Raw genomic sequence first — 24,315 nt, 5'->3', positions numbered from 1 at the left:
GTTCTTATTTGGTTGGTTATGATGTGCGGGATCCCCCTGACCTTTGACTTTGCGCTGCGGCTCCATAAGTAGGTCGTAGATCCACAGCCTTGGTAGAATCCACTGTCCGACCAATTCAGTTTGTTTGCGGAAAACACGCCAGGTCCCGATGGACTCCGGTATGCCGAAGACTTCGTTTCGGCAGCGGAAGCGCTCGACCTTATAGCCCAAGTGGCCGACTTGCCCCTCCAGCCGTTTCAGTTCGGCCAGTATGAGGGCAAGCGTCGCGTAGCCTCCTTCGGGTTCAGCTACGACTATACGGCACGCCACCTCGTTGAAGCCGAGCCAATTCCTCAATGGCTCTCCGATGTCTCACATCGCGTCGAGACTTTCGGTGGACCCAGTACGCGAATACAGCAAGTCCTCTGCACCGAATACGACGTCGGCGTCGGGATCGGTTGGCACAGGGACAAGCCGCACTTCGACCGGATCTTCGGCCTGTCGCTGGGCGCGATATGCAAGTTCGGATTTCGCAGGCCCGCTTCGACCAAGTTCGAGCGTTTCACCCTCGAAGCGAAGTCTCGTTCGATCTACATGATGTCCGGCGAGGCGCGGTCGGTATGGGAACACAGCATTCCGGCCGTCGAAGCCAAACGCTACTCCATCACCTTCCGGACGATGGTCGAGCGTAGCCCCTAAATGGCAAAGAATCGGATATCGAGGACGAATGGCGAAACGGACCGGCAGCGCCGATCTTCCTTTGCATGGTGGACGGGTTCCGCCATGGCTGGCCTCGCGCATGTCAGCGCTCGGTGCCATCGTCACCCAGGCGATCGTCCACCATTACGGTCGCGACGAATTTTTGCGGCGGCTGTCCCATCCGTTCTGGTTTCAATCCTTCGGTGCCGTGATGGGAATGGACTGGCATTCGTCCGGGATCACGACCAGCGTCATCGGTGCTCTCAAGCGCGGCCTAGGTCCGCTGCAGGACGAACTCGGCATCCACGTCTGCGGAGGTCGGGGCCAGCATTCGCGGAAAACTCCTGACGAACTTCACGCGCTCGGCGACCGCATCGGATTCGACGGGGCCGCCCTGACGCGCGCGAGCCGTCTCGTCGCCAAGGTCGATAGCGCAGCGGTCCAGGATGGCTTCGATCTCTACCTGCACGGCTTCTTCGTCACCGACGAGGGCAAATGGACGGTGGTCCAGCAGGGCATGAACGGCGACAAGAAACAGGCCCGTCGCTATCATTGGCATTCCGAGAACCTGACGAGTTTCGTCGATGAACCGCACAGCGCCATCGATGGTCCGTTTCAAGGAAACGTCGTCAATCTGACGGATGGGCGCGCCGCGCCTTCCCGAACAGCGCAACTGGACCTGCTGATGGCTTTGGGGCCCGACGGCATCGTCGACGAGTTCGCGGCGCTGACTGGCAGCGCGCCTGCCCAGCCCCTCCTGCCGCATCTCGTCATGCCGGCGCATCACGATGTCCGCTCGAGCGATGTGTTCACCCGGCGCCTTCATGGCACGCTCGCCGCGGCTTCCGAGCGCGGGCCGCTCGACTTTCCCGAGCTACTGCTCACGCCGGGCGTCGGCGCACGGACGGTCCGCTCGCTTGCGATGGTGGCCGAGGTCGTCCATGGCGCGCCGTACCGCTTCCGCGACCCGGCGCGGTTTTCACTCGCCCATGGAGGCAAGGATCGTCACCCGTACCCGGTGCCGATCAAGGTCTACGACGAGACCATCCGCGTGCTGAAGACAGCCGTCCAGAACGCCAAGCTCGGCCGAGACGAGGAGATGCAGACTCTGAAACGGCTCGACGACCAGGCTCGCCGCCTCGAACAAACGGCAAGCGGTCCGTCCTTCGAGGATTTCGTGGATGGCGAATTACAGGCATCCTCCGCGCTCGGCGGTCGCTCGGTCTTCGGCTTGGAGGAGGAGCGATTCGGCGAGCGCTCGACAGCGAAATGAACACCCGGCTGCCGCGCGTAACGCCCCTGACGCTGAAGAGCAAGGACGCGCTCGCGCTTTCAGCCCTCCTGATGAACCCGCGGAACGCGCAAGCCTGTTTCGTCTTCGCCCACGGTGCAGGCGCAGGCATGACGCACCCGTTCATGGAAGATGTCGCTGCAAGGCTTTATGGCCATGGCATCGCGACCTTGCGCTTCCAGTTCCCGTTCATGGAGAAGGGCAGCAAACGCCCCGACACTCCGGCTGTTGCGCATGCGGCCATACGATTGGCCGTGGCGGACGCCCGCCGTCGATGCCGCGGCATGCCTATTATCGCGGGTGGCAAGTCATTCGGCGGGCGCATGACCTCGCAGGCGCAAGCAGAAGATCCGATCGAAGATGTGCGCGGGCTGGCCTTTGTCGGTTTCCCCCTACATCCGACCGGTAAACCTTCGATCACAAGGGCCGAACACCTTGCAGGCATTCGGATCCCCATGCTCTTCATCCAGGGAACGCGTGATAAGTTGGCGGAGCCCGTGCTCCTTCGCCAAGTTTGCAAGGGACTGAGATCGAGGGCAACCTCTCACCTAATCGATGGCGCCGATCACGGCTTTCATATCCCGGCCCGCAGCGGACGGACCGACCAGGACGTAGTGGCGGAAATTGCGCTCACCATCTCCCAATGGGTGGAGCGCTTGGAAAGCTAATGTCGCCCCCGTCGAGCCCGCTCGGATCGAATTACTTCGCGCCCATGTCTCCGGCCAGCAAAGCTGCATACGCCCGGGCCTTTTCGAGTGCCCTGACTTCCACCTGCCGCACACGCTCGCGTGACACGCCCAGTTCTGCGGCCAGGTCGTCAAGTGTAAGAGGGGTATCCGACAGCCATCGTGCTTCGATGATACGCTGCTCTCTCGGTTTCAGATGGGCGAGCGCTTGCCCGAGGATCTGCCGCCTCCAGTTAAGTTCGCTGCGTTCCGCGACGTCGTCTTCAAAATTCGACGTTGGGTCGGCCAAGCGCTCCTGCCACTCAGCGCCTTCTTCTTCGTCCACTCGTGAAGCCGCATTGAGCGACATGTCTCCGAGGAACCGCCGGTTCATCTCAATGACCTCGCGTTCAGGCACATTCAAGCGGCGCGCTATCGTTGCTACGTGGTCGGGCTGCATATCGCCTTCTTCGAGCGCTGCGATCTTGCTCTTCAAGCGACGCAGGTTAAAGAACAGCCGCTTTTGGGTGGACTTGGCGCTAATCTGGACGATCGACCACGACCGCAGGATGTAATCTTGGATCGTTGCCTTGATCCACCAGGTGGCGTAGGTCGCAAGCTTGAAACCTTTAGACGGATCAAATCGCTTCACGGCTTGCATCAGGCCGATGTTGCCTTCCGAAATGACATCAGCGATGGGCAGCCCATAGCCGCGATAGCGCATCGCCAATTTGGCGACCAGCCGGAGATGGCTGGTCACAAGATGATAGGCAGCGTTCCTGTCGCCGTGTTCGCGTAAGCGCCTGGCGTAGGCGAGCTCCTCTTCAGGTTTGAGGAGAGGAAACTGCTTGATCGCGGTGAGATAGTTTGTAAGGCCTTCTCCAGCGGCCAAGGCTGGAAGTGCGAACTGGGTCATCCCTGCCTCCTGTCGATTTCGCGAGTGATCAACGCGCCATGCCAAATGTCGCGCAAATCCGCGACGGCCGAAGCCATCGCGGAACGATTGCACGAAGTGATCGAATAGGCGTCAGGCCGCCTTGGCTTCAAGTTGCTCGACGTTTGAGCGCGGACCTGCGTTGATGGCGATCTTTCGCGGCTTCATGGCCTCGGGAATCTCGCGGATCAGGTTGATCTGCAGAAGGCCGTTCTCGAAAGTCGCGCCGGTTACCTGGACATGGTCGGCGAGGTTGAATTGCCGCTTGAACGCGCGACCAGAAATGCCCTGGAACAGGAAGTCGCGCTTCTGTTCGCCTTTGCGGCCCTCGACCGTCAGAACGTTCTGCTCTGCCGTCAAGCTGATCTCGTCCGGCGAAAAACCCGCCAGAGCAAGCGAGATGAGGTATCGGTCATCCCCGACACGTTCGATATTGTATGGGGGGAAACTGTCCTCGTTCGCGCGCTGAGCGGCATCCACGAGGTCAAACAGGCGGTCGAAGCCAATGCTTGAGCGCCAAAGCGGAGCAAAGTCGTAAGTCTTCATAGCCAAATCCTCCAATGAGCAAGATGGGTATGAGCGGGCGCCGGACACCCCCGGCGTCCGCCTCACGCTGGACCCAACCTCTGGCGTCCAGCGCACCTAAAATAAAAAAAACTGGCGGAAAGTTTCAAGGGGGTGGGGCAAATTTTTTTGGCTTCCGCGCGGGCGAATTCTTGACCGCCCAGTCGACCGCTCTACATCGCTGATCGCCGTCTCAAACAGAAAGGAGTGAAGGAGGCGACCACTAAGCTTACGTCGATCCATGACGCCTAGTAAGGGGCGATTAGCCGATCGCGGTCGAGACGACTGATCCCGCCAGATGCGGCGGGCTCCTAGCGCCGACGGGGGCGTTTCACCACTGGCTTTCCTTCTTCGACGGCAATGCCATCCGATGCCCAAGCGGTATGAACGCATTCCTTGTCTGGGATGAACGGACTCCTCAACTCTCTGACAGCCGCAAACCCTATCAGCTGAATATTTGGCAATCGCGGCGGTCAGCTAACCTGGCCAAACGGATAATTGGAACCTGACGGCCGGCAACGAATTGACCAAATTCCGAATTTTATTGAATTTATGGGGTCACGTGAGCCTTTTTCTCAGTCCCGTTCGAAACGCTTCGAGTCGTCGCGACCTTGTACAGCTGCCGCCAGCTGAGGCCTTCGCATGACGGCAATGATGGCTTCGGGGCTGCGCAGTGATGTGCTATCCGCATTGGGCGATCATATCCGCCAGATATCAGACCCTGACGATCTTGCGTACTCCGCCGCGGAGACCTTGGGGCGGGCTCTCGGTGTCAGCCGCGCGGGCTACGGCACGATCGACCTTTCCGCTGAAACCATTACGATAAGCCGGGACTGGAATGCGCCGGGCATAAAAAGCCTGGCTGGGGTTCTGCAATTCCGGGATTACGGCAGCTACATTGAGGACTTGAAGCGCGGCGTAACCGTGGTGTTCGCCGACGCCGAAAAAGATGGTCGGGTAGGACATCAGGCGAAGGCCCTTGAGCTTATTTCGGCACGCGCCTTGGTGAACATGCCCATCCTTGAGCCAAACGGCGTGGTGGCATTGCTCTATCTCAACAATGCCGAAGCACGAGAATGGTCAGACGCCGAACTTGACCTCATGCGGGAGGTCGCTGACCGGACCCGGACTGCGGTAGAACGGCGTAGGGCAGAGGCAACTATTCGGGCGAATGAAGCCCGTCTTGTCTTTCTGGATGACCTCGGCAAAGAAACTGCGAAGTGCCGGAGGGCCGACGAGATTCTATCAGTCACGACCCGGATGCTAGGCCAGCACCTCAATGTGTCTAACTGCGCCTATGCCGACATGGATGAAGATCAGGATGGCTTTACTATTCGCGGCGACTGGGCAGCACCTGGCGCGAAACACATCTTAGGTCACTACAGCCTTGCTGACTTCGGCAGAAAAGCTGTTCAGGAGCTGGGTAACGGCCGACCGCTGATCATCAATGACAATCTTGAAGACTTGGAGCCGGAAGAAGCCCGAACCTTCCAAGATATTGGGATCGGATCCACTATTTGCATGCCCTTCGTGAAAGAGGACCGCTTAACGGCATTGATGGCAATACATCATCAGGCCGCCCATCGCTGGGCGGCTGGCGAGCTGGCCCTGCTTGCGGAGGTTACCGAAAGGTCGTGGGCTCATATCGAGCGAGTCCGTTCAGAAGAAGCCGCGCGAGAAGCCGCAGAACGCCTCAGCCTAGCTAACAACGCAGCCGGTATCGGAACGTGGGACTTTGACCCGGTAAATAACGTCCTTCGCTGGGACGCGAGATGCAAAGCTCTGTTTGGCCTTTCATCCGAAGCCGAGATTTCATATGAAAAATCGTTTCTTGCGGGGCTGCATCCTGACGATCGCGAACGCGTTCATCGCGCGGTGACCAACACCTTGGACCCCTCCTCCTCGGCTGCATATCGCATCGAGTATCGGACGATTGGAATCGAGGACCGGATCGAACGATGGCTCGCCGCAACGGGTGACGCAATATTCGTCAATCACAACGCAGTGCGCTTTGTTGGCACTGTCATCGATATCACGGCGCGCAAGAAATCCGAACGACATCTCAGGATCTTGAATGACACGGGGGCAACCGTCGCCAGGGAACGCAATCTCGAGACCATCGTCCAGACCGTTACGGATGCCGGCCTGGAGCTCTGCGGTGCGGAATTTGGCGCGTTCTTCTACAATGTTCTCTCGCCCGAGGGCGAGAGCTACATGCTCTACGCGCTCTCCGGCGCGCCCCGGTCTGCATTCGCGAATTTTCCGATGCCGCGGAATACAGCAGTGTTTGAGCCGACGTTTCTTGGCACGGCGGTTGTACGATCAGAAAACATCCTCGCCGACCCGCGATACGGCAAGAACGCTCCCCGCAAAGGAATGCCCGAAGGCCACCTTCCGGTGCGCTCGTACCTTGCGGTACCGGTCATCTCACGCACCGGTGACGTTTTGGGGGGGCTGTTCTTCGGCCATCAGGAAATCGGCAAGTTCCAAGAAGAGCATGAGGCTGCTCTCTTGGGGATTGCGGGACACGCGGCGACGGCCATCGACAATGCGAGGCTGTTTGCGGCTGTCGAAAGGGAGCTCGCCGAGCGAAAACGGGCCGAGGCGGAGCTGCAGGCGCTCAATATCGATCTCGAGCAGCGCGTGGCCACAGAGATTGCCGAACGTTCGAAGGCGGAGGAGCAGCTGCGACAGGCCCAAAAGATGGAGGCGGTTGGCCAATTGACTGGCGGGATAGCTCACGACTTTAACAACATGCTCGCCGTGATCATCGGAGGCTTGAATCTAGCCCGCCGGAAGCTGGCAAAGGGTGACATTGACATCACCCGCTTCATTGACGGAGCCTTGGACGGCGCTAACCGGGCCGCTACCTTAACCCAGCGCTTGCTGGCTTTCTCCCGCCTGCAGCCCTTAGCTCCAGAAGTCATCGTAGTGAATCGTATGATCGCGGGTATGAGCGAGCTTCTCGATCGGTCGCTGGGCGAGACCATTGCAATCGAGACAGTGCTCGCAGCGGGGGTGTGGAACGTCCAAGCCGATCCGGCTCAACTTGAGAGCGCTTTACTCAACCTCGCGGTCAATGCGCGGGACGCGATGCCTCAAGGAGGAAAACTCACGATCGAAACGATGAACGCGTCTGTGGATGCGGCGTATGCCCGACAATACTCAATTGAACCGGGACAGTTCGTTCTCATCGCAGTGACCGACAGCGGTACCGGTATCAACAGCGATGTGCTGAGCAAAGTTTTTGATCCGTTCTACACGACCAAAGAAGTCGGAAAAGGCACGGGCCTTGGCCTTAGTCAAGTATACGGCTTCGTGCGTCAGTCGGGCGGTCATGTGAAGATTTATTCGGAACTTGATGTTGGCACCACCGTAAAAATCTACCTGCCGCGTTTCTACGGCGAGGTTACGACCGATGCTTCGACTGGCGCGGTGCGCGCAGACGTGGGGCAGCATCAAGAGCTGGTCCTGGTGGTTGAGGACGAAGAACGCGTGCGAGCGATCTCTGTCGAGACGCTTCGAGAACTTGGCTATTCGGTCATAGAAGCTGCAAGCGCGCGAGAAGCCATTCACCTCATTGAGAACGGCTCACGGCCCGATTTGGTTTTCACGGACGTTGTGATGCCCGAAATGACAGGCAGTGAGCTCGCAAAAGTCCTCCAACCGCTGTTGCCCGACGCCAAGATTTTGTTCACCACGGGCTATACGCGAAACGCCATAGTCCATAATGGCGTTCTGGATGCGGGTACGCATCTCATCTCAAAGCCTTATACAATCAACGATCTTGCAGAAAAGGTCAGGGCGTTGCTTGACGGCCTCTAAAACCAAAGCTGCGGCGTCTTAAGCTGAACGAAAACAACAGATACAGGAGCTCCGGCAGCCGACGTATTCCCCTCGATCGACGCGATCAATTGACGCTCCTCGGCTAATGCCCATCGGCCAGATCGAAGGTGCACGGAAGCCTCAATATCGGGAACAGACAGGAAATCGATTGGGATATCGCACTTGGATTATGTAAACAGAAGTGGTTGATTTGGTTCCGCTCCAAGATTGATGAGTGCAGATCAACAGGTCTCGCCGCGTCAGGTTTTTCGACGATTCCCCAATTTATTGCATCTTGACAGTGCAAGTCAGATCGAGGAAATGCGGCCTCCCGCCAAATTTCCGACGTCACGATGGTCAAATCCGAACTTGTTCCACGCATCGCTAAACATAACCCGCGCCTCTACCAGCGGGACCTTGAGAACATCGTGAACGCGATTCTCGATGAGATCGTCGCTGCGCTGGCGCGCGGTGATCGGGCTGAGCTTCGCGGTTTCGGCGCATTCTCGGTAAGGCATCGCCCCGCTCGTGCAGGCCGCAACCCACGTACTGGAAAACATGTTACCGTGCACCAAAAGAGCCTTCCGTTCTTCAAGGCCGGAAAGGAAATGCGCGAGCGCCTGAATCGCGAAAATGCTGCGCCGGAAATGAGCGCTGCCTCAAGACCGGCCGCCGGTTTTTCGGGGAGCTAAACCAGCTTTGTCTAATCGTAGGGGAAAGTCTGAAAGCATTTTAGGCGCAATCGCCAAGGACCGGCGCTCTCCTCACGCGCAGATTTTTTCCTGTCTGGGGAAAATGCATACTGCGTATCACAAAACGAGTAGGCGGAAACCTCAACGACATCCGCCACTTGAGCTATTTTTCGGACGGCGAGGTACGCATCACAGATACGCAACTGCGTACCGCGTACCGTAGGGTAAAGGTCTGGCGCCGGATGCCTTAGCGGCGCGTGCCTTTAATGAAGTTTTTAAGACGAGCTTCGAAAAAGGCCGTTCCGATACAGAAGCTACAGCTCACGAGATGTCTTTTGCTGTTTGCTATCGGACGCGTCCGTTTCTCCGCATTCCGCGCGCACGATGCCTATTGATCGTGAACGTTTAGCCACAACTGGATTGCTCGCGCGGCACGCATCCACTCGCTGGAGCTTTGGGGGACGCTTCGGCTGTGCTGATATCCAGCCAGATCGCGGATCGCAGTCAAAGCTACTCGTTCAGCCTCGGCCATCGCGGGAGAGGTGTTCGTGGTAACCTGCTCGGTGGCCAGGCCGTTCAGCAAAATGCGGGCTTCCTGCTCGGTGCTGATCGCGGCGACCTTCAGGATCGATCTGCAGTAACGGGCCTTGATCAGGCTTTGGTCGTCGCTCATTCGAGAGCGCTCGGCGGCTTGGGCATGTGGCAGCGTAGGAAGGTCAAACTGGTTGGTCTTGTTCAAGATGCAGCCTTGGTCGATGGGACCATAGAACAGGCAATCGCCGGCTTAGTTCCCGCCCGTGAAGGGAGGTCAAACTTCTTTCAGGAGGTAGCGAGCGCGGAGCTGCTTCTCTATTCGCACCACAGTCTTTGCCAGATCGGGATAGTGCCGGCGTTCGGTGGCATTCGTCAGCGCGGACCAATTGCCGTTACCGATTGGAATAATCGCAATCCCGGCATTGGGAAAGTTGGAGCCTGCAAGCTTCTCGTGAAAGAGCCAGATCAGCTCGTTGGCGGTCGCTTTCTTTTTAAGCATGGAGGTCAGACTTCAGGACGAGGTGGGAGTCTGACTTCCTGTAAGGGATCACTCCGGGGCGCGCAATTCATATTGATGGCGCAGTTTGTTTACGGTCATTTCCAGCGCACTATGCAAAGCACCCGGATCAATTCGGCCTTCTGTGAAGGCATACAGAGTCCAATTCGTATCGGCTCGAAGGTCACTGTATTGGACGTCGACTGCCTTCAGCGTCTCGCAACCTGGGCGTTTTCTCATCTCCGCGAGGGCTTCGCGCTCCAGCTCCTTTTTAGAAAGTATCACTTTCATCGATTGGCTCCGGCGAGTTTTCCAGAAAACAGCCGCTGTGGCGGATCGTTCCCGGTCGCGAAGGTTCAGCAATGAATGATCACTCTGTCGCCATGTTTCACGCCGCCCTTAAGGTGGTCATCAAACGTGCAATCATCGTGCTCGATGCGCTCGGCGACTCCGAGATGAGGTGTCAGAACCAGGGGCAGGTCTGGATAGGGCGATCAACGATGTGCGCTGGCTGAGGGTATATTGACTGACAACTCTCACCTTGATTGAAGAAATGCGCCCGCCACGGAGATGTCCGCGGCGGCCGTAATTGTTCTGATTGTCTCGCCAATCGTCTGGCAAATAGAAAAGGCCGGCATTCATTTGCCGGCCTCTCACTGACGTCAGTGTTTAGAAGGTGCCGGTGCCGAAGTTGCCCAGATTGAAGCGGTAGTTCAGGCCCGCTTTAATCGTGTGCTCGTCGTTTCGGAAGCCGCCGATAGCAAACGTCGGAGTGACGAAACTAGTCGTCCCGAAATCGTAGTACTGATATTCCACCTTGCCCGACCAATTCTGGCTGAACAGATATTCGAGACCGCCGCCAACTGTGTAGCCATCCCGGCCACCATCGCCGGTGAAGCCGTTGGTGAAGCGCGAGTCGGCCCAGGCGTAACCGCCCTTTACGTAAAGAAGGGACGGGCCCCATGTGTAACCGAGACGGCCGGTAACCGAACCGAGACCGCGGTTTGCAAAGCTGCTGCTGGTGTCGATGAAGCTGTAGTTCGCTTCCAGACCAAACACCCAGTTAGGCGCGAACTGCGTGTCCCAACCGATCTGACCGCCGCCCATGAAGCGACCGTCGTCACCGCCGCCGAGAACGTTGTTCGAATTGCCGCGGAAGGCGCCGCCGACGTGACCGCCGATATAGAAGCCGGTCCAATTGTAGATTATCGCGGGCGCCATTGCGGGCGCCTTGGTATAGGGACGTGCAGCCATGTCGGCAGCCGAGGCCGACGTTGCAGCGAAAAGTAGCGCGGCCGTTGCGAGTAAATACTTTTTCATGTGTCGCTCCATTTTGAATCTGTAGCGAGATCGTATGAACTAATACGCCCCACTACCGTCTCTCAAAAGGCACACACGGGGACGATCGCGCTGAAGTTGTGAGCGGCAGGCGGGAACAAATTAAAGCGTGCGGCACCCGCTACCGTCTGGTTCCATACGCAGGAAGAGCGACGTTGAGCATCCCGCTGATCAAGCAAGCCTTGATGGAACATGCCGGCGTGACAGGCCTGATCATGGGCACGGATCGAGGCGGGACACCGCCGGTATCCAGACTTCGGTATTGAAGCTGTCCGCCCGCTGCACCGGAGCGAGGCGGGTTTCGCATTCAATGGGCGAGTGATGTCGCTGCGGAGCATTTTTCTAACCCGTACTCTCGTTCTTCTGTCTATCGTCCTCGATTTTCGCGCTGCAGCGATCATGTCCTGTTGTTGCGAGTGTCGGCGATCCGCACCTGGATGCACTCGAAGTCCGTTTCTTCGGAATGTGGGCAACAAGCTCTACTGACCAATGGCAATCTGACTATTCGTTACGTTCGACCAGAGACGGGCTATCGCCTCGGAGAAGAGCTCGTGCTTCTTGGACCAGTTCGTTGGCGATCTGTTCGTTGATCAGAAAATCGTAGTGCCCATCTCGGGTGACTAACGTCAGAGTACCAAGGAGCGGGGAATCGTGTATCGACATCACGCCCACATCGAGGGCCAGCAGCGCTTCGAGGTCATCCTCGGCGGGCATGTTGAGTGGTTTGTCATGCAGGGAAGCCGCTGGTTTCTTTGTCATGCTTTGAGCTTACCCGAGCGCGGTACGACATTTGGAAAGTCGATGAGATCTGGCAAGCTGGGTGTCAGCATGCGGGACACTCATCACTCAGCCCATCGAGCACGCTCTCGACCGCCGCGATCCGCTCCTTTTTGCCCGAGGATGTTCGGTGTTCTGCCAGCGACAGAGCGTAGTCCACAGCGTGATGGCTGTGTCGCAAACGCATATAGCCGTGGTGGGGCATGGAGCGATCGCGTGCGCTTCCATCAGTAGATCTGCGGCCCACATCTCGAGTTCATGCTCAGTCATTCTCTTGGGCATGGTTAGGCCTTCTTGGTTCGTTTCGGCTTTGGAGGAGGCTGCTGCGGGATAGATCGAAATATTACGTCGCCGATGACGTGCCGCTCGGTCGTCTCGATGCTATCCGCTGCGAACGAGACGCGATCACGCCAATCCCGTCCCATGGGATCTGCTCTCGTCGCAATGGCGCGAGCCACCCCCTCGGTCTCGGCGGGGACGATGGCAATCTGTCTGCTCTTCTCAAGCAGATTCAATGCAGGCGTTAACCGCCACAATCGATTGGTTTCGGGGACCAAAACGGGCGGAGCGGCGATCTCGGTGACGGGCTCGTCTTCGTCGGACATAAGGGGAAAACGACAACCAGCGCGCCATATTCCTTGGAGAGATGGGGAGCAGCCGGGCGTGCGCTTGCTACCGGGATCGATGATCTGCGTAACCAGCAATCACGGCCCCTACGGCGATGCCGATAATGATGCCAGCGGTCACGTTCCTGATGGCAATGCCGAGGACAGCTCCAAGGCACACCCCTAACGCAATGCCTAGCCCCATCCTCGAAGGATGTTGTTTCATCGGATTCCAAACCAGTTGGGATAAGATAGCTTAGGGAATCGGCGCGCTGTAAGTCCAGATGTTTAGGGCCCCGGTCGGGTCTCTTCGTGGAAAAGGCAAACGCGGGGTCGAACCGGAGCGCAAATCTAACATCAGGCCTTGTGCGCCATCACCGCCACAAAGGAAGCGCCGTCCTCGAAGAACAAATCCTTCATCATCGAGGAGAAGGCCCCGAGATCGTGCGCCGCTATTGGGACTGGCATCACGTTCGCCTTGACAGGTTTTTGGAGAGCCGAATTCGTCCGAGCGCGCACGCTTAAAGAGGCGGCCCAGCGCCCGTTTGGACTCAGGCGCCGAGCCTAACCAACAGCCGCTGAGGAAAGCTGCCGGCTTCGTAAAAAATCAACGCAAACCTAATTCGTTCCTCGGGGAAGATCGGCCCGACGGCGGATGGGATCGGCCGCCGGGCCGCCTCACTGAACTCGGTGCGGAATGATCCCGAGCCCGGTGATGGAAATTTAGAGAGGCCCGGCGGCGGTCGAGTTGGGTGCAAGGGTACGCCGCCGAGCCCGGAAGGCAGCCCACGACAGAAACTGCCGACCGCGGAAAAAATTGGCAAAAACGGATTTAGTTCCAACCAAGCCCGGCAGCGAAATGGCCCGACCTCAACCGAATCCATGAGCGCCGGGCCTGGCCTAAGCGTGGCTTCTAGGGTCACGCCGACCATCGACCTCTAGCATCGCAACCCAAGGAAACTCATTGATCCGCCTGTTCTCCGCGTGCGTTTTGCTGTGCGCATTTTTTTCAATTCACCGGCGTTTGCCCAGAATTTTCTCGAAGGCGTTGTCTCGATTGGCGTCAAGTTGACCAAGGAAGAAACGTGCGTCGCCAGCCAGTACGGCGTTGGGGATGGCTACCACGGCCGTAGGACGGCTTCGGGCGAACGGTTCAATGCTTGCGCCCTGATGGCCGCGCACAAGAGCCGGCGCTTCGGTAGCCACGTCACGGTCACGAACAAGAACAACGGCAGATCGGTGCGGGTCCGCATCACGGACCGGCCCGTTCATCGAGGGGCTGCATCGACCCGTCTCGAGCAGCAGCCAACGCAATCGGCATGGGCGGGATCGCGCGCGTAACCGTTCAGTAGCCCACGAGGCCCGAGAGGGCGACCCGGATGACCCGGTCTTGTTTACGGAGCGATTCTCAGCCGGCGAGAAACTAAGCGACTTGAGACAGAAATCCGGTTATCATTGACGTCGCCGGCTGCGGGCGGGGAGAATACCGTTTCGACGTCGAAGCTCGTGTACATGCGGCGAAGAGCTAAGGTCCATGAAGCATGGAGGCCCTGCGATGTGGATAACATTAATGGCTTGCTTCGCTTGTTTTCTGATCGGCGGATATGCGGGCCTCTGCCTTGGTTACTACTCGGGTACGGAAGTGGTCCGGCAAGAGGTGCGAGAGTTGTTGGACAGACGGTGGCCGATCGCAGAAGGTCAGTCGGCAGTCATTCAGGACAACGGCGGCGCCTTCTCCGCAAACTGAACGACGGCCTGTCGTCAGGCGTGCCCCCATTTAAGTACACTCCGGCGCGTTCCTCAACTCTCCGCGCTCGTTCCTGGTATTTCACCGCCAGAGCATTTAGCCGGTCGGACACTGATCGATACCCGCCGAATTTCGCAAACTCTTCGCACCTTCGAGATATCGCTCTCAGTCGTGCAGCCGTTGCGATCGCTTCTCGTTGGGGCGTCGTCAGAGCCATCGACGCACTCGGCACAGCGCTACTAATCGATCCACAATCTCGAAAGTGGTCTTTTGCGCAATTCGATGCGCTCTCCACCTTTGGCAGACGTGAGTCTGGCCCTCAGCAAGCAAGACCGAAAATATGATTGAACCGCCATGTTGCGGCGCATAATCTTTTTTTGCCGGGAAGGTAGCGTCGGTATGGAGGATGGAAATGCCGCACGAATATCGGGTGTGGACCGATGATGATATTGCAAAGTTACGAGATCCGGCTGGCAGCCGATCTCCTGACGATATTTCCAGAGAGTTGGGACGGACGCGAGCGGCAACTGTGTGCAAAGCTCACCTGCTTGGTATTTCAATGCGTAGGCCTGCAAATGCAGGACTTCCACGAAATTGGTATAAGCAGCCGCAGGAACGTTCACCTAGACTTTAGTTTACTATGGCCGGACTTATCCTGAGGGACAGCTGGCCATTTTTATTCCACGAGCCGAAGGCGCCCGTAGCCCTTGCGCAGCCGCTCCTGTGCAGCGCTCACGTCTTCGTGGTCAAGTATTTCGAGCATGCGTTGTAAGACGAATTGCGGGCTCCGCGGTCCCGGCCACATGAGCTGTGTAAGACGGCCCGAGCGTCATCCATGGCGTCGTTGATGGTGTCGATGTCGCGCATCATTGATCCCTCACGAGCTTGTAGCGGTTGCGCCACTTCGGATCCTTGTCGACGGAGTGGTAAACCGGCGTGCCTCCTGGAAAGAGTGCTTGCAACATGCCGAGGCGTGCGAACTCGATCGGCCCGTCGTACTCGGCGGCCTGTATCAACACGTGCATTGCGTTCTGCCACGGTGGGGCGTCGTGCATCTGCTTCGGCAGGCGGGTGATGTATTCGCCGGCATCCTGCAGGGTGGCCAGTTTACCGCCAGCGGGGAGGGCAATGGGGTCTGGAAAACGCGTCGACCATGGCATAACTCAAATCCGCAACTGAACGGCAGATTCAAACGTCCTGTTGCGGATTAGTTCCGGTCAAGCGCTCAGGCTTCTCCCACAGACTATCGGTGTCGAAGGTCTTCGATAGCGCCTTTGGCTCGCAGGTCCGCCCTTACCTTGCGGACGCTTGGCAGCGAAATCCCCAGATCGCACGCCTTCCTTTTGACTGACGTAATGGGCCGGCCGAGCGCCGCTGCGGCACGTAGAGCAGACGCTCCGCTGTCGACTAGCTCTTTCAGCTTGGCGACGTCTTCCGTATCCCATGGTTTCGCAAGCAGGCGCCTTGTCACGGTTATTTCTCCAGCGGTCGCAGCTCGCCGTTCAACCAGCCCTCGGCCTGGATCACTGGATCTGGCCCAACAGCGGCATGGATGAAGCTGCACTTTGGACATTCGTAGGCATGGATGACCATGCCCTTGTCCGCCGGAGTAGACCGCAGCCAAGCAGTGACAGATCCGCATTTCGGACAGATCGGCGTTTGGGTCTGTGGCATAGCGGTGACAAATTATCAGAAATGGTCAGTCTGAAAAGTGAATTGCGCTTGAGATCAATCGAGCAGCGGGGGTACCTCGCAATAATTCGGCCCGACGTCATCGGGGGCAATGTCGTCGGGCCTCACCGGATTATCGACCTTGGAGAGATGGTGTCCGGCTGCTCCAACAAGCAACGTCAGGGAACATCGTTCCTTAAAGGGCGCGCCGCGATATAATGTGGGATGAAACCAACGAAGTCGCTCAGGAAGCAGGCTAAGAAAGCCGAGGCTGTAGCTCTGCGCTCGGAAGACACCGAGCACGCTGAACGCATGCACAATCTAGCCGAAGCGTTCCGAGCTCAAGCTGAGGCGCTGAAACCTAAAAAGAAAGGGAAAGCGAAGAACAGCAGCGGAGATTAGTCGGCCAGCTTCTGGCAATGATTACGTCACTCTTCGGGCCGGCTGAAAGTTCGTCCTCTTGCCGTTCTTGATGCCTTCAACTTCCCATCGGCCATCGTCGGCCTCGAGCTTGGAAATCAGCGAGTAGCCGGACTGCAGCACCTTCGCGATCACTTGCTCCACTGGCATGCCAAAGCGTGCGAGACCTTACCTCGTTGCCTTGACAGTCACGAAAACCGATGCGTCATCGCCAAGCGGATTCTGCACCGCGTCAATGAGGGAGAGCGGACCTTCGTCGGCATGGCAGTTGCGGGGATAGCGGCGGTTGAAGGGCTACGGCGCGGCACCAACAGGTTTGAGCTACAGCATACCCAGAGCGGCTGGCTTTGTCGGTCTATAACCGTGGCTCTCTGGGCTTCGCTAAATCACACTGGAGCCACTCCGGAACGAATGACAGATTCTCCCGTTTTTATCGAGACTCAAACGAGGGAGAGCCGTTATGGCAAACGAAACGAGCAATCTGATCAGCAGCGAGAAGGTTGAAGGCACCGCCGTCTATGGTCCCGACAGCGAAAAGGTCGGCTCGATTGAAAGCGTGATGATCGACAAAGTCAGCGGCAAAGTTGCCTATGCAGTGCTGAGCTTCGGCGGCTTCCTTGGGATGGGCGATGAGCATTATCCGCTCCCTTGGCAGACGCTGAAGTACGACACCAATCTTGAGGGTTACGTTACCAACGTGACGAAGGCTCAGCTCGAGGGCGCGCCGAAATACGCCAATGACAGCGACTGGGACTGGTCGGACACCAACCGGGCTCGCTCGCTCAATGATTACTACGGCACTCCTTGGGTCTAGCTCCTCGATCGCGGCAAGTCGTGGCTCTTTGATCTTAAAGCAAGAAACTATTCTACTTTGGCTGAATTGTCTGACGCATACGCCGGGTGACAACCGGCCAAAACGGGGATGATGGACGCGGCGGTTTTGCCGGTTTCTCGTCACGACAGCAACGCATTGGTACGCGCGGCCATCTAACCCGTTCCCGGCATATGCGCTTAAGTACTTCGCTCGGTTCGCGGCAGAAGCGTAATGCTCATAGTCGTACTAGAAAAATGCCAGCAGCCGCGACGGCGATGATCCAGGCAACCAGCACAGCGATTGGCGCGATCCTTGAGGTGGGCATTAGAATTCTGCATGAGCGGAGCTCACAGAAACGCAAGTACGTTTGCGCTGGAGGCCTTTGAGGGAGCCGACGACCCTCAGTACCTTGCCGTAACTACAGCTGTTGTTCTGGACATAGACGACAGCAAAGGGGGGCAGGGTGTGGGGCTCACGGGCAAGGATGGGCTGAGCCGACGCGTCCGCGTCAAACAACAATGCGATACCGAAAATGAGCATACGCATAACACATCCCATCATCCAATAACCGCGTACAATACTTCTATTGAGATTTAGTTCGCTTTGCGAAAACGTCGCACCGCCCGTGGCACAGGGGGTAGCCACAATGGGGTACGAGTGTGCATGAGCCTTCTAGCCCGACGCCTAGCGCAGAAGGGAGCAAGGTTCTGCATCGCTCTTCCTATTTTTCTGTGTCAGTCGGAGCACTAGATTGCGAGGCTTCGGGGAGGTGTGCAGTCGGATTACTCCGTGCGGGGCATTTACACGGCTCGTTGACGTCGGAATGCTCTTGGCTCGATCAAGCCTTGTCATTCAAACGACGTAATAGGCAAAGGGAAAGACGCAATGTTGAACTTGACCCAGAGTGCCGCATTGCCTGCCGCAATTGCATCCCTTCATCCATGCAGGGAATCAATCTTCAACATTTCCAATCGCGCATCCCTCGTCAGGTCGGATGCTGATCCAGACAAGAAGCCTGACCTAGCTGGACAACGTGACGTACTACACGCGGTCCTGGCGCGAATTGGCTGCGGGCAAGTTCTACTCAAACGAGGCGGTTTGCTTGACGTGAGCGCAATCGGTCGTGCGATATTGGAACGCGAATGTGGCGCCGCGAGCGGGGAAACACTCTATCGCGCCGTCAAGCAACTCGTGAATCGCGCGGGAGCGCAAATTCCCGTTGGCTCGACATCATGGCTCGCGACTTCCTTCAGGGAAGGCGTCACCAGGCTTGTAAGCCAGATGATCAATGTTTGGACCGATGAAACCAGCACCATCATTCTGCTCGATCTTGACGCTCATCCAGAGCCGACGCCTGAGGCGCTGCGGCGCTTGTTCGGCCTTACAGCCGCGGAAAGCCAGCTTGCAGTCGAATTGGCGCGTGGTCATAATTTGCTTGACATTTCTCGCTCCCGGCGTCTGAGCCGGACGACAATCCGCTCACACCTGGCCTCTCTGTTCGTCAAAACTCAAACAAGGCGGCAGGCGGAGCTGGTTGCATTACTCGGGCGTGTCGCCGTCCTCCCGTCTCATGGCAATTGAGGTCGGCGATAGGCAGCCAGAAAGCCGGAGTGCGGTGCGATCGATGGAGAGATGTTGGAGCTGAAGGGCGTAGCTCCGCTTTGCGCGCACTAAGGGGATCAATCGCTATGGCTAACCTGGGGAAACCTATAAAGCCACGAAAGCAAACTTTCACCCAAACTAACGGGACGTCAACGAGCGTTAGCCTCGAGGATGCCTTTTGGGACGCGTTGACAGAGATTGCGAGCGAAGAAGGTATCTCTCGGTTAACACTGACTAGGCGGATAGATCGCGACCGAGTCCACTCCAACCTTACGTCAGCTATCCGAGTTTCTGTTGTGGAGCGTTTTATTGCTAAGTACCGCTCGGCAACTGGCGCCGATGCGGATAGGCAGCAAAAAGCCCGCCCCGGAGAGGGCGGGCTTTCTCGATAATTGCCGACATTATTTTTCCGGATGACCGGAGCCGGGCGGTGTCGTCTTCGGAGCCTTGCCATCTTCGACACGGCCTTCGTTGCGGAGGTCGCGACCTTGCTGGGCCTTCTTCTTGCTCTCCGCGTCCTTGCCGTGTTCGTTCAGCTCTTCCTTGACGAAGCCGGCACCTTCTTTGATTTTACCTTCCACGCTCATATTCATCTCCTGTGCTGTTAGCCATAAAAAACTCAGCTGGGGCAGTTTTGATCCGTCGCAAAAGCGATCTTCCGCAAGACGCCGGATAGGCACCGACGCCGAACCAGTCCGCAATTGTCACCGACACAGCCGAGCGCCCGGTGCAGGACCGGGGAGAAGCGATCACATTCACCGGCTCTTTCTGCTACCGCCGCCCTTGGAAACCAGGCCATCGCTTCCGCCGTCACCTGAAACAAAACAGCCCGAACTGCGTCATTGTCCCGGGAGCGACCATGACCGGGAAAGGACAGGCGATGTTACGGAAAACAGTAATCCTTGCAGTTGCTGTTGCCGCCATGAGCCTGCTTCCACTAACCGATGCTTCGGCTCGCGGCGGTTTCGGCGGCGGTGGGTTTCATGGTGGCGGCGGCTGGCACGGAGGTGAATGGCATGGAGGTGAGTGGCGCGGCGGTGGATGGCGCGGCGGCTGGGGGGGGCCGGCGTTCGTCGGCGCGGGATTTGGTCTGGGCCTGGCGAGCGCTGGCTGGGGCATTGGCGGTTGGGGTCCGGGTTGGCGTGACCCGTGTCTTCGTCATCGACAGGTTTGGACCCGTTGGGGTTGGCGGATTGTGCCCGTGAATGTTTGCTGGTGAATCCTGGTCGGCGCTGGGAATTTCGCCTGCTAGCGGCCGACTGCCATCACCACGTCGATTAAGCGCTGGGTATGACTGCTACCGCGCATGGTCTGAACTGAAACTTCGGAAACAGGCGGCTGCTGGTGCGCGGCCTCACTTCGCATCTTGGCTCGGAGTTTTGTCCCCAACCCGGCCGGCCGGAGCGACGCTGGCGCCGCTATTTCTCAAAGAAGGCGGCCCAGCGTTCGGATTGGCCATCACGCCCGTGTTGGTGCTGCTCAGCGAGTTCGTCGCAGCCGCGCCAGCCGGCGACTGTCCGTAGGTTTGCGAGCTGGTTGAGGACGATGGCGCCGCGGTGACGCTGTTGATGTTGCCGGTCCCGATGTTGCCGGAGTTGGCAGCGCCCGTAGCTCCGCCGGCACCAGCGCCAGACGATCCTGCGCCGCCAGCTGAAGACGCGCTGCCACCCGCCGAGCCGCCGCTAGATCCTCCCCCGCCGCCACCTCCACCACCTTGGGCGAAAGCAGGCGCTGAAATTGCGACAATTGCCGAGATTAATATCGCGACGGCTGTGGATGACATGATCGAGCTCCCTGTTGAGCCGGTTCAAAGCGAATGTTGGAGAACAGTTCCGAGACTGTTTGGAACGATATGCCGGATCGCAAGCTTGTGCTGCTGCAGCGAGGAGATCACGACATGACTGACAAAACGCTACCACCTGCAGAGCCGGCCGAAGATTTGAAAGATGTCGTCATCGACGGCGTCAAAGACGCCGCCGACCGGGTCAGCACAGCGATCGACGAGGGTCGCAAGCCCGGCAGACCGTTAGACATTCTGGCAAAGGTCACACGGGACGCGCCATTGGGGACCCTCTTAGTTGCTTTTCTTTTCGGAGCAGCAACGGCGCGGCGGCGCCATTGCTAGACAGATGAGTTACGATCCTGCTCGCAATATTGTCGACGGTTTGTTGAAACTAAGCGCGCTGAGCGTCCAGATAGGTGTCTTGATGGCTGAGGCGCTCCTCGCTGCGGGTGGTTCCACCAAAACGTTGCCAGCCGATGACGTTCCAGATCCGCCGCCTTCCCCCGCTCAGATTGAAGCGATTGCGCTAGCGCTCGAGCGGGAGATCCTTGGCAACTACGAACTCGGCTTCCAGGCTATGCTTCGGCTGAACTTTCCCCGGGATCGACTTCGAGAAATCGCCGTCACAGCGCTGAATGCGGCGCGCGGCGCCGGCCGCACGACCACCGGTGCAACTGCAGGGAACGATGCTGAATAGGAGATGTTCCAACGTAGTCCCGTCCCGTTTGAACGGGAGCTCATAAGCTGGGAGCCAACATGTTTGCATCTACTCTCGTCGCAATGACCGAAGCTTCCCTTCTCGGCTTCGAAGCAAGCCGGGTCGTCGCATTGCGTATGCAAGTTTTTATGCTGGGCGGGACGGCCGCATGGAATGAGGCTGATCTGATGGTCCGTGAAAAGACGAAAGCCTTCAGTCAGGCGTTCCGTGATCTTGCGGCTGGGTCATCCCGATCAGACGTCTACTCTGACCTCAGAGCGATAGTGAAAGAAAATTACGATCGGCTCTCCGAGCGGCATTAAGCCCTATGAGCAATGCCGTGTTCCAGAAAACAAGTGCTCCGACGATAGTAGGCATCGTGAACTCACCACCTTTTGGTCAGGAGCGCGGAAGCCTCTCGGCTTCCGTTGCTTGGGCCGGGCGTCACTCCAGCAATTCTTGCCGATGCAAGAAGGCGTCGATCAGGACAACTGCATGGTAGCGGATGGCGAATACCACAGCCGGCCTGTGTCGCGAAACGCGCGGTCCAAACCATCGACCGCATCATCACCGCACTGCGGTCGGGATCCTTCTTTAAGGTTCCTCCGATAGCTTCATCTCAAGCGGCACTGTAATGCCTACTGCTAGCTGGTAGACGAAACGACAGAGCCGCCGGAGCGACCCGGCGGGTTTTCTTTGGAGGCGGCAGTGGCACCAGCAATCGAGCTTATCGTCAGCGCATACATCCAGGTTGGTGATCGGGCGGCGCTGGTCGGTCTGCTGGATCATCGAAAGCGCATCGCTAAGGACCTGCGAAGCCGGACCGGTTTCGATTTTCGCGTGCCGCTGGATGCTGTCGAGAATGAAATCGAGGTCATAGAGGCAGGCGTGGCCACATTCGATAACTCGCCGTCCTAGTCTCTCGTGCGTGCTCTTCTTGACTCTCGGTGGCTTCATGCGACGTTGTGCCGATAGCCGTAGGGAGAGCGATGTGGCGACTGGTACCGTAAAGTGGTTTAACGCGACCAAGGGCTTCGGCTTCATTCAGCCGGACACAGGTGGCAAGGACGTGTTTGTGCATATTTCGGCCGTGGAACGGGCGGGGCTGAGCACGCTCAACGAGGGTGCCAAGGTCAGCTACGAAGAGCAGGAAAACCGCGGAAAGACGTCGGCAGAAAACCTGCGCGTCGGCTGATTGCGGCGAACTGACTGAAATATCGATCCGCCGGTTTCCCAGTCCCCCGGCGGTTCTCCTTTGCTCAGAAGAAACCCGGGCTGAGATCCAAGCCGTAGGTCATTGCAAGGATCGATACGAACAGTCCGGCCGCCCCGAACCAGACAAGATGCATCCAAGGCGACGTTGTGGGTGCTGTGACGATCGAGGGCGTTGGCTGCTTCAGTGCGACTGGCATGATGGCCTCCTGTGTTGCTGGCCTTCATAGGTGCGGCGAGCTGTCGCAGAGGTTCAGTTCTATTTTGCTGACGAGACGATAGCGGCCGCGCACGAACAGCGGGACCGTCGACAACCACGAAGACGGCCCCGCCACGCGCTCGAACCCTAGCCTTGGGGGGCATCGGGCCGTTCGGCGAACCTCAGGATGGATTGGTTTTCAGGAGGTGTCGTCACAGCATTTTGCCGCATCGACGGCGTTACCGCGCATAGAGCGATTCGCTAATACCGTATTGCGTGCACTCATCGTGACTAAAAGGGAAAGCCCGAATCGAAGGGGTTTAGCAGATACGAGATGCAGCACGTAAATCTGCAAAAGAACGAAGCCGATACCGAGCGAAGTAGCTGAATTTTGCTGGGCAATTCATGTTGGCCTCGGAGCGATTCGAACGTCCGCCCCTCAGAATCGAAATCCGGTGCTCGTTCATGGCATTGCAACATTTTCCCGATTGGAACTGAACGACAGTCTTTTTTGTTCTTCCCCGATAAACGGGGGCGTGATGGATGGTAGAAAAGGCCGGAACGGAAGCGTTGCGCAAGCGACGGATGGTGCACATCGAACAAGCGTCACCCAAAGCAGAGCGAAAGCCGCTACCTTTAGGAGCTGACGCGCGTAGGAACTCCCGGGTCGTGCTTGCCCTGGTCCTTTTCGGCCTCGGGACATGGACCGCCTCAGCTTTTCTGCCGGCCCTGATATGGGCCACCATTCTCGCAGTTGCCCTGTGGCCGCTGTATCTTAAGTTTGCGGCGCGCTTTTCGTCAGGTCATTCAAGTCTGGCAGCGTTCATCTTCACCGCAATCGTGGCTTTGGTGCTGTTCACCCCGCTGTCACTTGCCATCTACCAAATCGCGCAGCAAGGCGACGTTCTTGTGAGGTGGCTAAAGCAAGCCCGCGAGAGCGGTGTTGAGGTGCCGGATTGGGTCGCGCGTCTACCGCTCGTTGCGGAAACTCTGCAAACTTGGTGGCGCGCCAACCTCTCGGATCCAAAAGCTGCAGCGGCATGGCTTCAAACTGTTAACGCGGATAATGCGTCGGAGTTGTTTAAAACATTCGGCTCACAGCTGCTTCATCGTCTTTTTCTGTTGCTGTTCTCGCTTCTGACCTTGTATTTCCTCCTCCGTAATGGTCGCGCTGTCACGAGCCGTTTCCTCGAGACGTGCGACCGCCTTATCGGCGATCCAGGAGAGGGACTCGTCGAGAAAATGGTCGAAGCGACGCGCGGCACGGTCAACGGTACAATTCTCGTCGCTGTGGGCGAAGGATTGCTTATTGGTATCGGATTCTTGGTCGCCGGCGTACCGACCCCCGTGATGTTTACTATAATAACCATAGCATTCGCGATGTTACCGTTCGGAGCCTGGTTGGCTTTCACCGCGGCGGCATTAGTTTTGCTCTCCGGGGAAGGCAGTGGGTTTGCGGCCGCTGGGGTGTTTCTATGGGGTGCGATCGTTATGCTTGCTGGCGATCACTTCGTATGGCCCACTCTGGTCGGTGGTTCGGCGCGACTTCCCTTTCTTCTAGCATTTGTTGGTATCTTCGGAGGTATTGCTGCGTTTGGCCTGTTCGGCTTATTCCTAGGGCCTGTCATTATGGCAGCACTACTGACCGTGTGGCGCGAGTGGATCTTCCGGCCAGTGCCGCAGTAACTTTGTGATCCTTCTTGAAGGGCTCCGCAAAATGAAAGATTTCCATATGAACAACGCTAGCTACTAACAACCGAGGAGGTGCCTT

Annotated in this window: 27 protein-coding genes; 15 read left to right on the top strand and 12 right to left on the bottom strand. The window is 57.9% G+C overall.

What is annotated here, in order from left to right:
• Window positions 1-120 precede the first annotated feature (120 nt).
• Genes AB8A50_RS15275 through AB8A50_RS15265 form a run of 3 tightly spaced genes read left to right on the top strand, consistent with a single transcriptional unit; the run spans window position 121 to window position 2,637 of the window.
• Window positions 121-678 carry an alpha-ketoglutarate-dependent dioxygenase AlkB gene (locus tag AB8A50_RS15275; protein WP_120286825.1) on the top strand — a complete coding sequence of 186 codons (558 nt, stop codon included), beginning with the start codon at window positions 121-123 and terminating at the stop codon, window positions 676-678.
• Window positions 679-706: 28 nt separating this feature from the next.
• A complete protein-coding gene (locus AB8A50_RS15270; RefSeq protein ID WP_120286824.1) occupies window positions 707-1,951 on the top strand; it encodes a DUF763 domain-containing protein in 1,245 nt (414 codons plus the stop codon).
• On the top strand, window positions 1,948-2,637 hold the full coding sequence (locus AB8A50_RS15265) for an alpha/beta hydrolase family protein (RefSeq protein ID WP_439078184.1): 690 nt from the start codon (window positions 1,948-1,950) through the stop codon (window positions 2,635-2,637). The genes AB8A50_RS15270 and AB8A50_RS15265 overlap by 4 nt, the downstream gene beginning before the upstream one ends.
• A 31-nt stretch (window positions 2,638-2,668) precedes the next feature.
• Here AB8A50_RS15265 and rpoH read toward each other — a convergent pair whose 3' ends face one another.
• Entirely contained in the window at window positions 2,669-3,550 is an 882-nt protein-coding gene (gene rpoH, locus AB8A50_RS15260) for an RNA polymerase sigma factor RpoH (protein WP_439059641.1), read from the bottom strand.
• A gap of 111 nt (window positions 3,551-3,661) precedes the next feature.
• Window positions 3,662-4,114, bottom strand: a complete 453-nt coding sequence (locus tag AB8A50_RS15255; RefSeq protein WP_439062685.1) for an Hsp20 family protein — start codon at window positions 4,112-4,114, stop codon at window positions 3,662-3,664.
• 660 nt (window positions 4,115-4,774) lie between these two features.
• Between AB8A50_RS15255 and AB8A50_RS15250 the strand changes: the two genes are divergently transcribed.
• Window positions 4,775-7,957: a GAF domain-containing protein gene (locus tag AB8A50_RS15250; RefSeq protein ID WP_439078183.1), complete on the top strand. Its 3,183-nt coding sequence runs from the start codon at window positions 4,775-4,777 to the stop codon at window positions 7,955-7,957.
• A gap of 353 nt (window positions 7,958-8,310) precedes the next feature.
• Window positions 8,311-8,649, top strand: a complete 339-nt coding sequence (locus AB8A50_RS15245) for an integration host factor subunit beta (protein WP_120286819.1) — start codon at window positions 8,311-8,313, stop codon at window positions 8,647-8,649.
• Between the two features lie 388 nt (window positions 8,650-9,037).
• On the opposite strand, the gene AB8A50_RS15240 is transcribed toward AB8A50_RS15245, so the two are convergent.
• The 6 genes from AB8A50_RS15240 to AB8A50_RS15215 all read right to left on the bottom strand — a co-directional run bounded on the left by AB8A50_RS15240 (window position 9,038) and on the right by AB8A50_RS15215 (window position 12,399).
• Window positions 9,038-9,388, bottom strand: a complete 351-nt coding sequence (locus AB8A50_RS15240; protein ID WP_068738777.1) for a hypothetical protein — start codon at window positions 9,386-9,388, stop codon at window positions 9,038-9,040.
• Window positions 9,389-9,457: 69 nt separating this feature from the next.
• Complete coding sequence (locus AB8A50_RS15235) at window positions 9,458-9,682, bottom strand: hypothetical protein (RefSeq protein ID WP_068738776.1); 225 nt, start codon at window positions 9,680-9,682, stop codon at window positions 9,458-9,460.
• A 48-nt stretch (window positions 9,683-9,730) separates the two neighbouring features.
• The gene (locus AB8A50_RS15230) at window positions 9,731-9,970 is read right to left on the bottom strand and encodes a hypothetical protein (RefSeq protein WP_139069979.1); all 240 of its coding nucleotides are present in this window, start codon (window positions 9,968-9,970) and stop codon (window positions 9,731-9,733) included.
• Window positions 9,971-10,348: 378 nt separating this feature from the next.
• Window positions 10,349-10,999 (bottom strand): outer membrane protein, encoded by a 651-nt coding sequence (locus AB8A50_RS15225; protein ID WP_068738774.1) that lies wholly within the window; start codon window positions 10,997-10,999, stop codon window positions 10,349-10,351.
• A gap of 519 nt (window positions 11,000-11,518) precedes the next feature.
• Complete coding sequence (locus AB8A50_RS15220) at window positions 11,519-11,776, bottom strand: hypothetical protein (protein WP_120286816.1); 258 nt, start codon at window positions 11,774-11,776, stop codon at window positions 11,519-11,521.
• A gap of 302 nt (window positions 11,777-12,078) precedes the next feature.
• Window positions 12,079-12,399 (bottom strand): hypothetical protein, encoded by a 321-nt coding sequence (locus tag AB8A50_RS15215; RefSeq protein ID WP_120286815.1) that lies wholly within the window; start codon window positions 12,397-12,399, stop codon window positions 12,079-12,081.
• Window positions 12,400-13,383: 984 nt separating this feature from the next.
• On the opposite strand from AB8A50_RS15215, the gene AB8A50_RS15210 reads away from it, so the two are divergent.
• Window positions 13,384-13,740: a septal ring lytic transglycosylase RlpA family protein gene (locus AB8A50_RS15210; RefSeq protein WP_439068593.1), complete on the top strand. Its 357-nt coding sequence runs from the start codon at window positions 13,384-13,386 to the stop codon at window positions 13,738-13,740.
• 1,272 nt (window positions 13,741-15,012) lie between these two features.
• Here the strand turns inward: AB8A50_RS15210 and AB8A50_RS15205 are convergent.
• Both AB8A50_RS15205 and AB8A50_RS15200 read right to left on the bottom strand, forming a co-directional pair.
• Window positions 15,013-15,306 (bottom strand): hypothetical protein, encoded by a 294-nt coding sequence (locus AB8A50_RS15205; protein ID WP_120286813.1) that lies wholly within the window; start codon window positions 15,304-15,306, stop codon window positions 15,013-15,015.
• 934 nt (window positions 15,307-16,240) lie between these two features.
• Window positions 16,241-16,387, bottom strand: coding sequence for a PepSY domain-containing protein (locus tag AB8A50_RS15200; protein ID WP_120286811.1), 147 nt, complete (start codon window positions 16,385-16,387; stop codon window positions 16,241-16,243).
• Between the two features lie 310 nt (window positions 16,388-16,697).
• Between AB8A50_RS15200 and AB8A50_RS15195 the strand changes: the two genes are divergently transcribed.
• The 3 genes from AB8A50_RS15195 (at window position 16,698) to AB8A50_RS15185 (ending at window position 19,045) form a co-directional block, all read left to right on the top strand.
• Complete coding sequence (locus AB8A50_RS15195) at window positions 16,698-17,051, top strand: PRC-barrel domain-containing protein (RefSeq protein WP_120286810.1); 354 nt, start codon at window positions 16,698-16,700, stop codon at window positions 17,049-17,051.
• Window positions 17,052-17,936: 885 nt separating this feature from the next.
• On the top strand, window positions 17,937-18,632 hold the full coding sequence (locus AB8A50_RS15190) for a helix-turn-helix transcriptional regulator (protein ID WP_439059631.1): 696 nt from the start codon (window positions 17,937-17,939) through the stop codon (window positions 18,630-18,632).
• A 107-nt stretch (window positions 18,633-18,739) separates the two neighbouring features.
• Complete coding sequence (locus AB8A50_RS15185) at window positions 18,740-19,045, top strand: ribbon-helix-helix domain-containing protein (protein ID WP_120286809.1); 306 nt, start codon at window positions 18,740-18,742, stop codon at window positions 19,043-19,045.
• Between the two features lie 9 nt (window positions 19,046-19,054).
• Here AB8A50_RS15185 and AB8A50_RS15180 read toward each other — a convergent pair whose 3' ends face one another.
• Window positions 19,055-19,240 carry a hypothetical protein gene (locus tag AB8A50_RS15180; protein WP_068738891.1) on the bottom strand — a complete coding sequence of 62 codons (186 nt, stop codon included), beginning with the start codon at window positions 19,238-19,240 and terminating at the stop codon, window positions 19,055-19,057.
• Between the two features lie 1,310 nt (window positions 19,241-20,550).
• Here AB8A50_RS15180 and AB8A50_RS15175 point away from each other — a divergent pair.
• From AB8A50_RS15175 to AB8A50_RS15155, 5 genes are all read left to right on the top strand, one after another.
• Window positions 20,551-20,778, top strand: a complete 228-nt coding sequence (locus AB8A50_RS15175) for a hypothetical protein (protein WP_439078182.1) — start codon at window positions 20,551-20,553, stop codon at window positions 20,776-20,778.
• Window positions 20,732-21,133: a hypothetical protein gene (locus AB8A50_RS15170; RefSeq protein ID WP_439078181.1), complete on the top strand. Its 402-nt coding sequence runs from the start codon at window positions 20,732-20,734 to the stop codon at window positions 21,131-21,133. The genes AB8A50_RS15175 and AB8A50_RS15170 overlap by 47 nt, the downstream gene beginning before the upstream one ends.
• A gap of 59 nt (window positions 21,134-21,192) precedes the next feature.
• Window positions 21,193-21,456, top strand: a complete 264-nt coding sequence (locus tag AB8A50_RS15165) for a hypothetical protein (protein ID WP_147421558.1) — start codon at window positions 21,193-21,195, stop codon at window positions 21,454-21,456.
• Between the two features lie 385 nt (window positions 21,457-21,841).
• Complete coding sequence (locus AB8A50_RS15160) at window positions 21,842-22,051, top strand: hypothetical protein (RefSeq protein WP_120286841.1); 210 nt, start codon at window positions 21,842-21,844, stop codon at window positions 22,049-22,051.
• A gap of 73 nt (window positions 22,052-22,124) precedes the next feature.
• Window positions 22,125-22,328, top strand: a complete 204-nt coding sequence (locus tag AB8A50_RS15155; protein ID WP_068738889.1) for a cold-shock protein — start codon at window positions 22,125-22,127, stop codon at window positions 22,326-22,328.
• Between the two features lie 64 nt (window positions 22,329-22,392).
• Here AB8A50_RS15155 and AB8A50_RS15150 read toward each other — a convergent pair whose 3' ends face one another.
• On the bottom strand, window positions 22,393-22,545 hold the full coding sequence (locus AB8A50_RS15150; protein WP_158596709.1) for a hypothetical protein: 153 nt from the start codon (window positions 22,543-22,545) through the stop codon (window positions 22,393-22,395).
• 668 nt (window positions 22,546-23,213) lie between these two features.
• On the opposite strand from AB8A50_RS15150, the gene AB8A50_RS15145 reads away from it, so the two are divergent.
• The gene (locus AB8A50_RS15145; RefSeq protein WP_439068590.1) at window positions 23,214-24,230 is read left to right on the top strand and encodes an AI-2E family transporter; all 1,017 of its coding nucleotides are present in this window, start codon (window positions 23,214-23,216) and stop codon (window positions 24,228-24,230) included.
• Window positions 24,231-24,315: the final 85 nt, after the last annotated feature.

It is taken from the genome of Tardiphaga sp. 841_E9_N1_2 (assembly GCF_051811065.1).
Lineage (GTDB): Bacteria > Pseudomonadota > Alphaproteobacteria > Rhizobiales > Xanthobacteraceae > Tardiphaga > Tardiphaga robiniae.
Note: the sequence above shows the minus strand (reverse complement) of the source record. Positions and strands in the feature narration are given on the sequence as shown.

Excerpts from the sequence above, each read along its gene's own strand:
- AB8A50_RS15200 (WP_120286811.1), bottom strand. The coding sequence starts at position 16,387 with ATGCCAGTGGAGCAAGTGATCGCGAAGGTGCTGCAGTCCGGCTACTCG.
- AB8A50_RS15150 (WP_158596709.1), bottom strand. The coding sequence starts at position 22,545 with ATGCCAGTCGCACTGAAGCAGCCAACGCCCTCGATCGTCACAGCACCC.
- AB8A50_RS15265 (WP_439078184.1), top strand. The coding sequence starts at position 1,948 with ATGAACACCCGGCTGCCGCGCGTAACGCCCCTGACGCTGAAGAGCAAG.
- AB8A50_RS15225 (WP_068738774.1), bottom strand. The coding sequence starts at position 10,999 with ATGAAAAAGTATTTACTCGCAACGGCCGCGCTACTTTTCGCTGCAACG.
- AB8A50_RS15250 (WP_439078183.1), top strand. The coding sequence starts at position 4,775 with ATGACGGCAATGATGGCTTCGGGGCTGCGCAGTGATGTGCTATCCGCA.
- AB8A50_RS15185 (WP_120286809.1), top strand. The coding sequence starts at position 18,740 with ATGGCTAACCTGGGGAAACCTATAAAGCCACGAAAGCAAACTTTCACC.
- AB8A50_RS15220 (WP_120286816.1), bottom strand. The coding sequence starts at position 11,776 with ATGACAAAGAAACCAGCGGCTTCCCTGCATGACAAACCACTCAACATG.
- AB8A50_RS15215 (WP_120286815.1), bottom strand. The coding sequence starts at position 12,399 with ATGTCCGACGAAGACGAGCCCGTCACCGAGATCGCCGCTCCGCCCGTT.
- AB8A50_RS15165 (WP_147421558.1), top strand. The coding sequence starts at position 21,193 with ATGTTTGCATCTACTCTCGTCGCAATGACCGAAGCTTCCCTTCTCGGC.
- AB8A50_RS15255 (WP_439062685.1), bottom strand. The coding sequence starts at position 4,114 with ATGAAGACTTACGACTTTGCTCCGCTTTGGCGCTCAAGCATTGGCTTC.
- AB8A50_RS15195 (WP_120286810.1), top strand. The coding sequence starts at position 16,698 with ATGGCAAACGAAACGAGCAATCTGATCAGCAGCGAGAAGGTTGAAGGC.
- AB8A50_RS15175 (WP_439078182.1), top strand. The coding sequence starts at position 20,551 with ATGACTGACAAAACGCTACCACCTGCAGAGCCGGCCGAAGATTTGAAA.
- AB8A50_RS15180 (WP_068738891.1), bottom strand. The coding sequence starts at position 19,240 with ATGAGCGTGGAAGGTAAAATCAAAGAAGGTGCCGGCTTCGTCAAGGAA.
- rpoH (WP_439059641.1), bottom strand. The coding sequence starts at position 3,550 with ATGACCCAGTTCGCACTTCCAGCCTTGGCCGCTGGAGAAGGCCTTACA.
- AB8A50_RS15230 (WP_139069979.1), bottom strand. The coding sequence starts at position 9,970 with ATGAAAGTGATACTTTCTAAAAAGGAGCTGGAGCGCGAAGCCCTCGCG.
- AB8A50_RS15270 (WP_120286824.1), top strand. The coding sequence starts at position 707 with ATGGCGAAACGGACCGGCAGCGCCGATCTTCCTTTGCATGGTGGACGG.
- AB8A50_RS15190 (WP_439059631.1), top strand. The coding sequence starts at position 17,937 with ATGTTGAACTTGACCCAGAGTGCCGCATTGCCTGCCGCAATTGCATCC.
- AB8A50_RS15245 (WP_120286819.1), top strand. The coding sequence starts at position 8,311 with ATGGTCAAATCCGAACTTGTTCCACGCATCGCTAAACATAACCCGCGC.
- AB8A50_RS15235 (WP_068738776.1), bottom strand. The coding sequence starts at position 9,682 with ATGCTTAAAAAGAAAGCGACCGCCAACGAGCTGATCTGGCTCTTTCAC.
- AB8A50_RS15205 (WP_120286813.1), bottom strand. The coding sequence starts at position 15,306 with ATGCCATGGTCGACGCGTTTTCCAGACCCCATTGCCCTCCCCGCTGGC.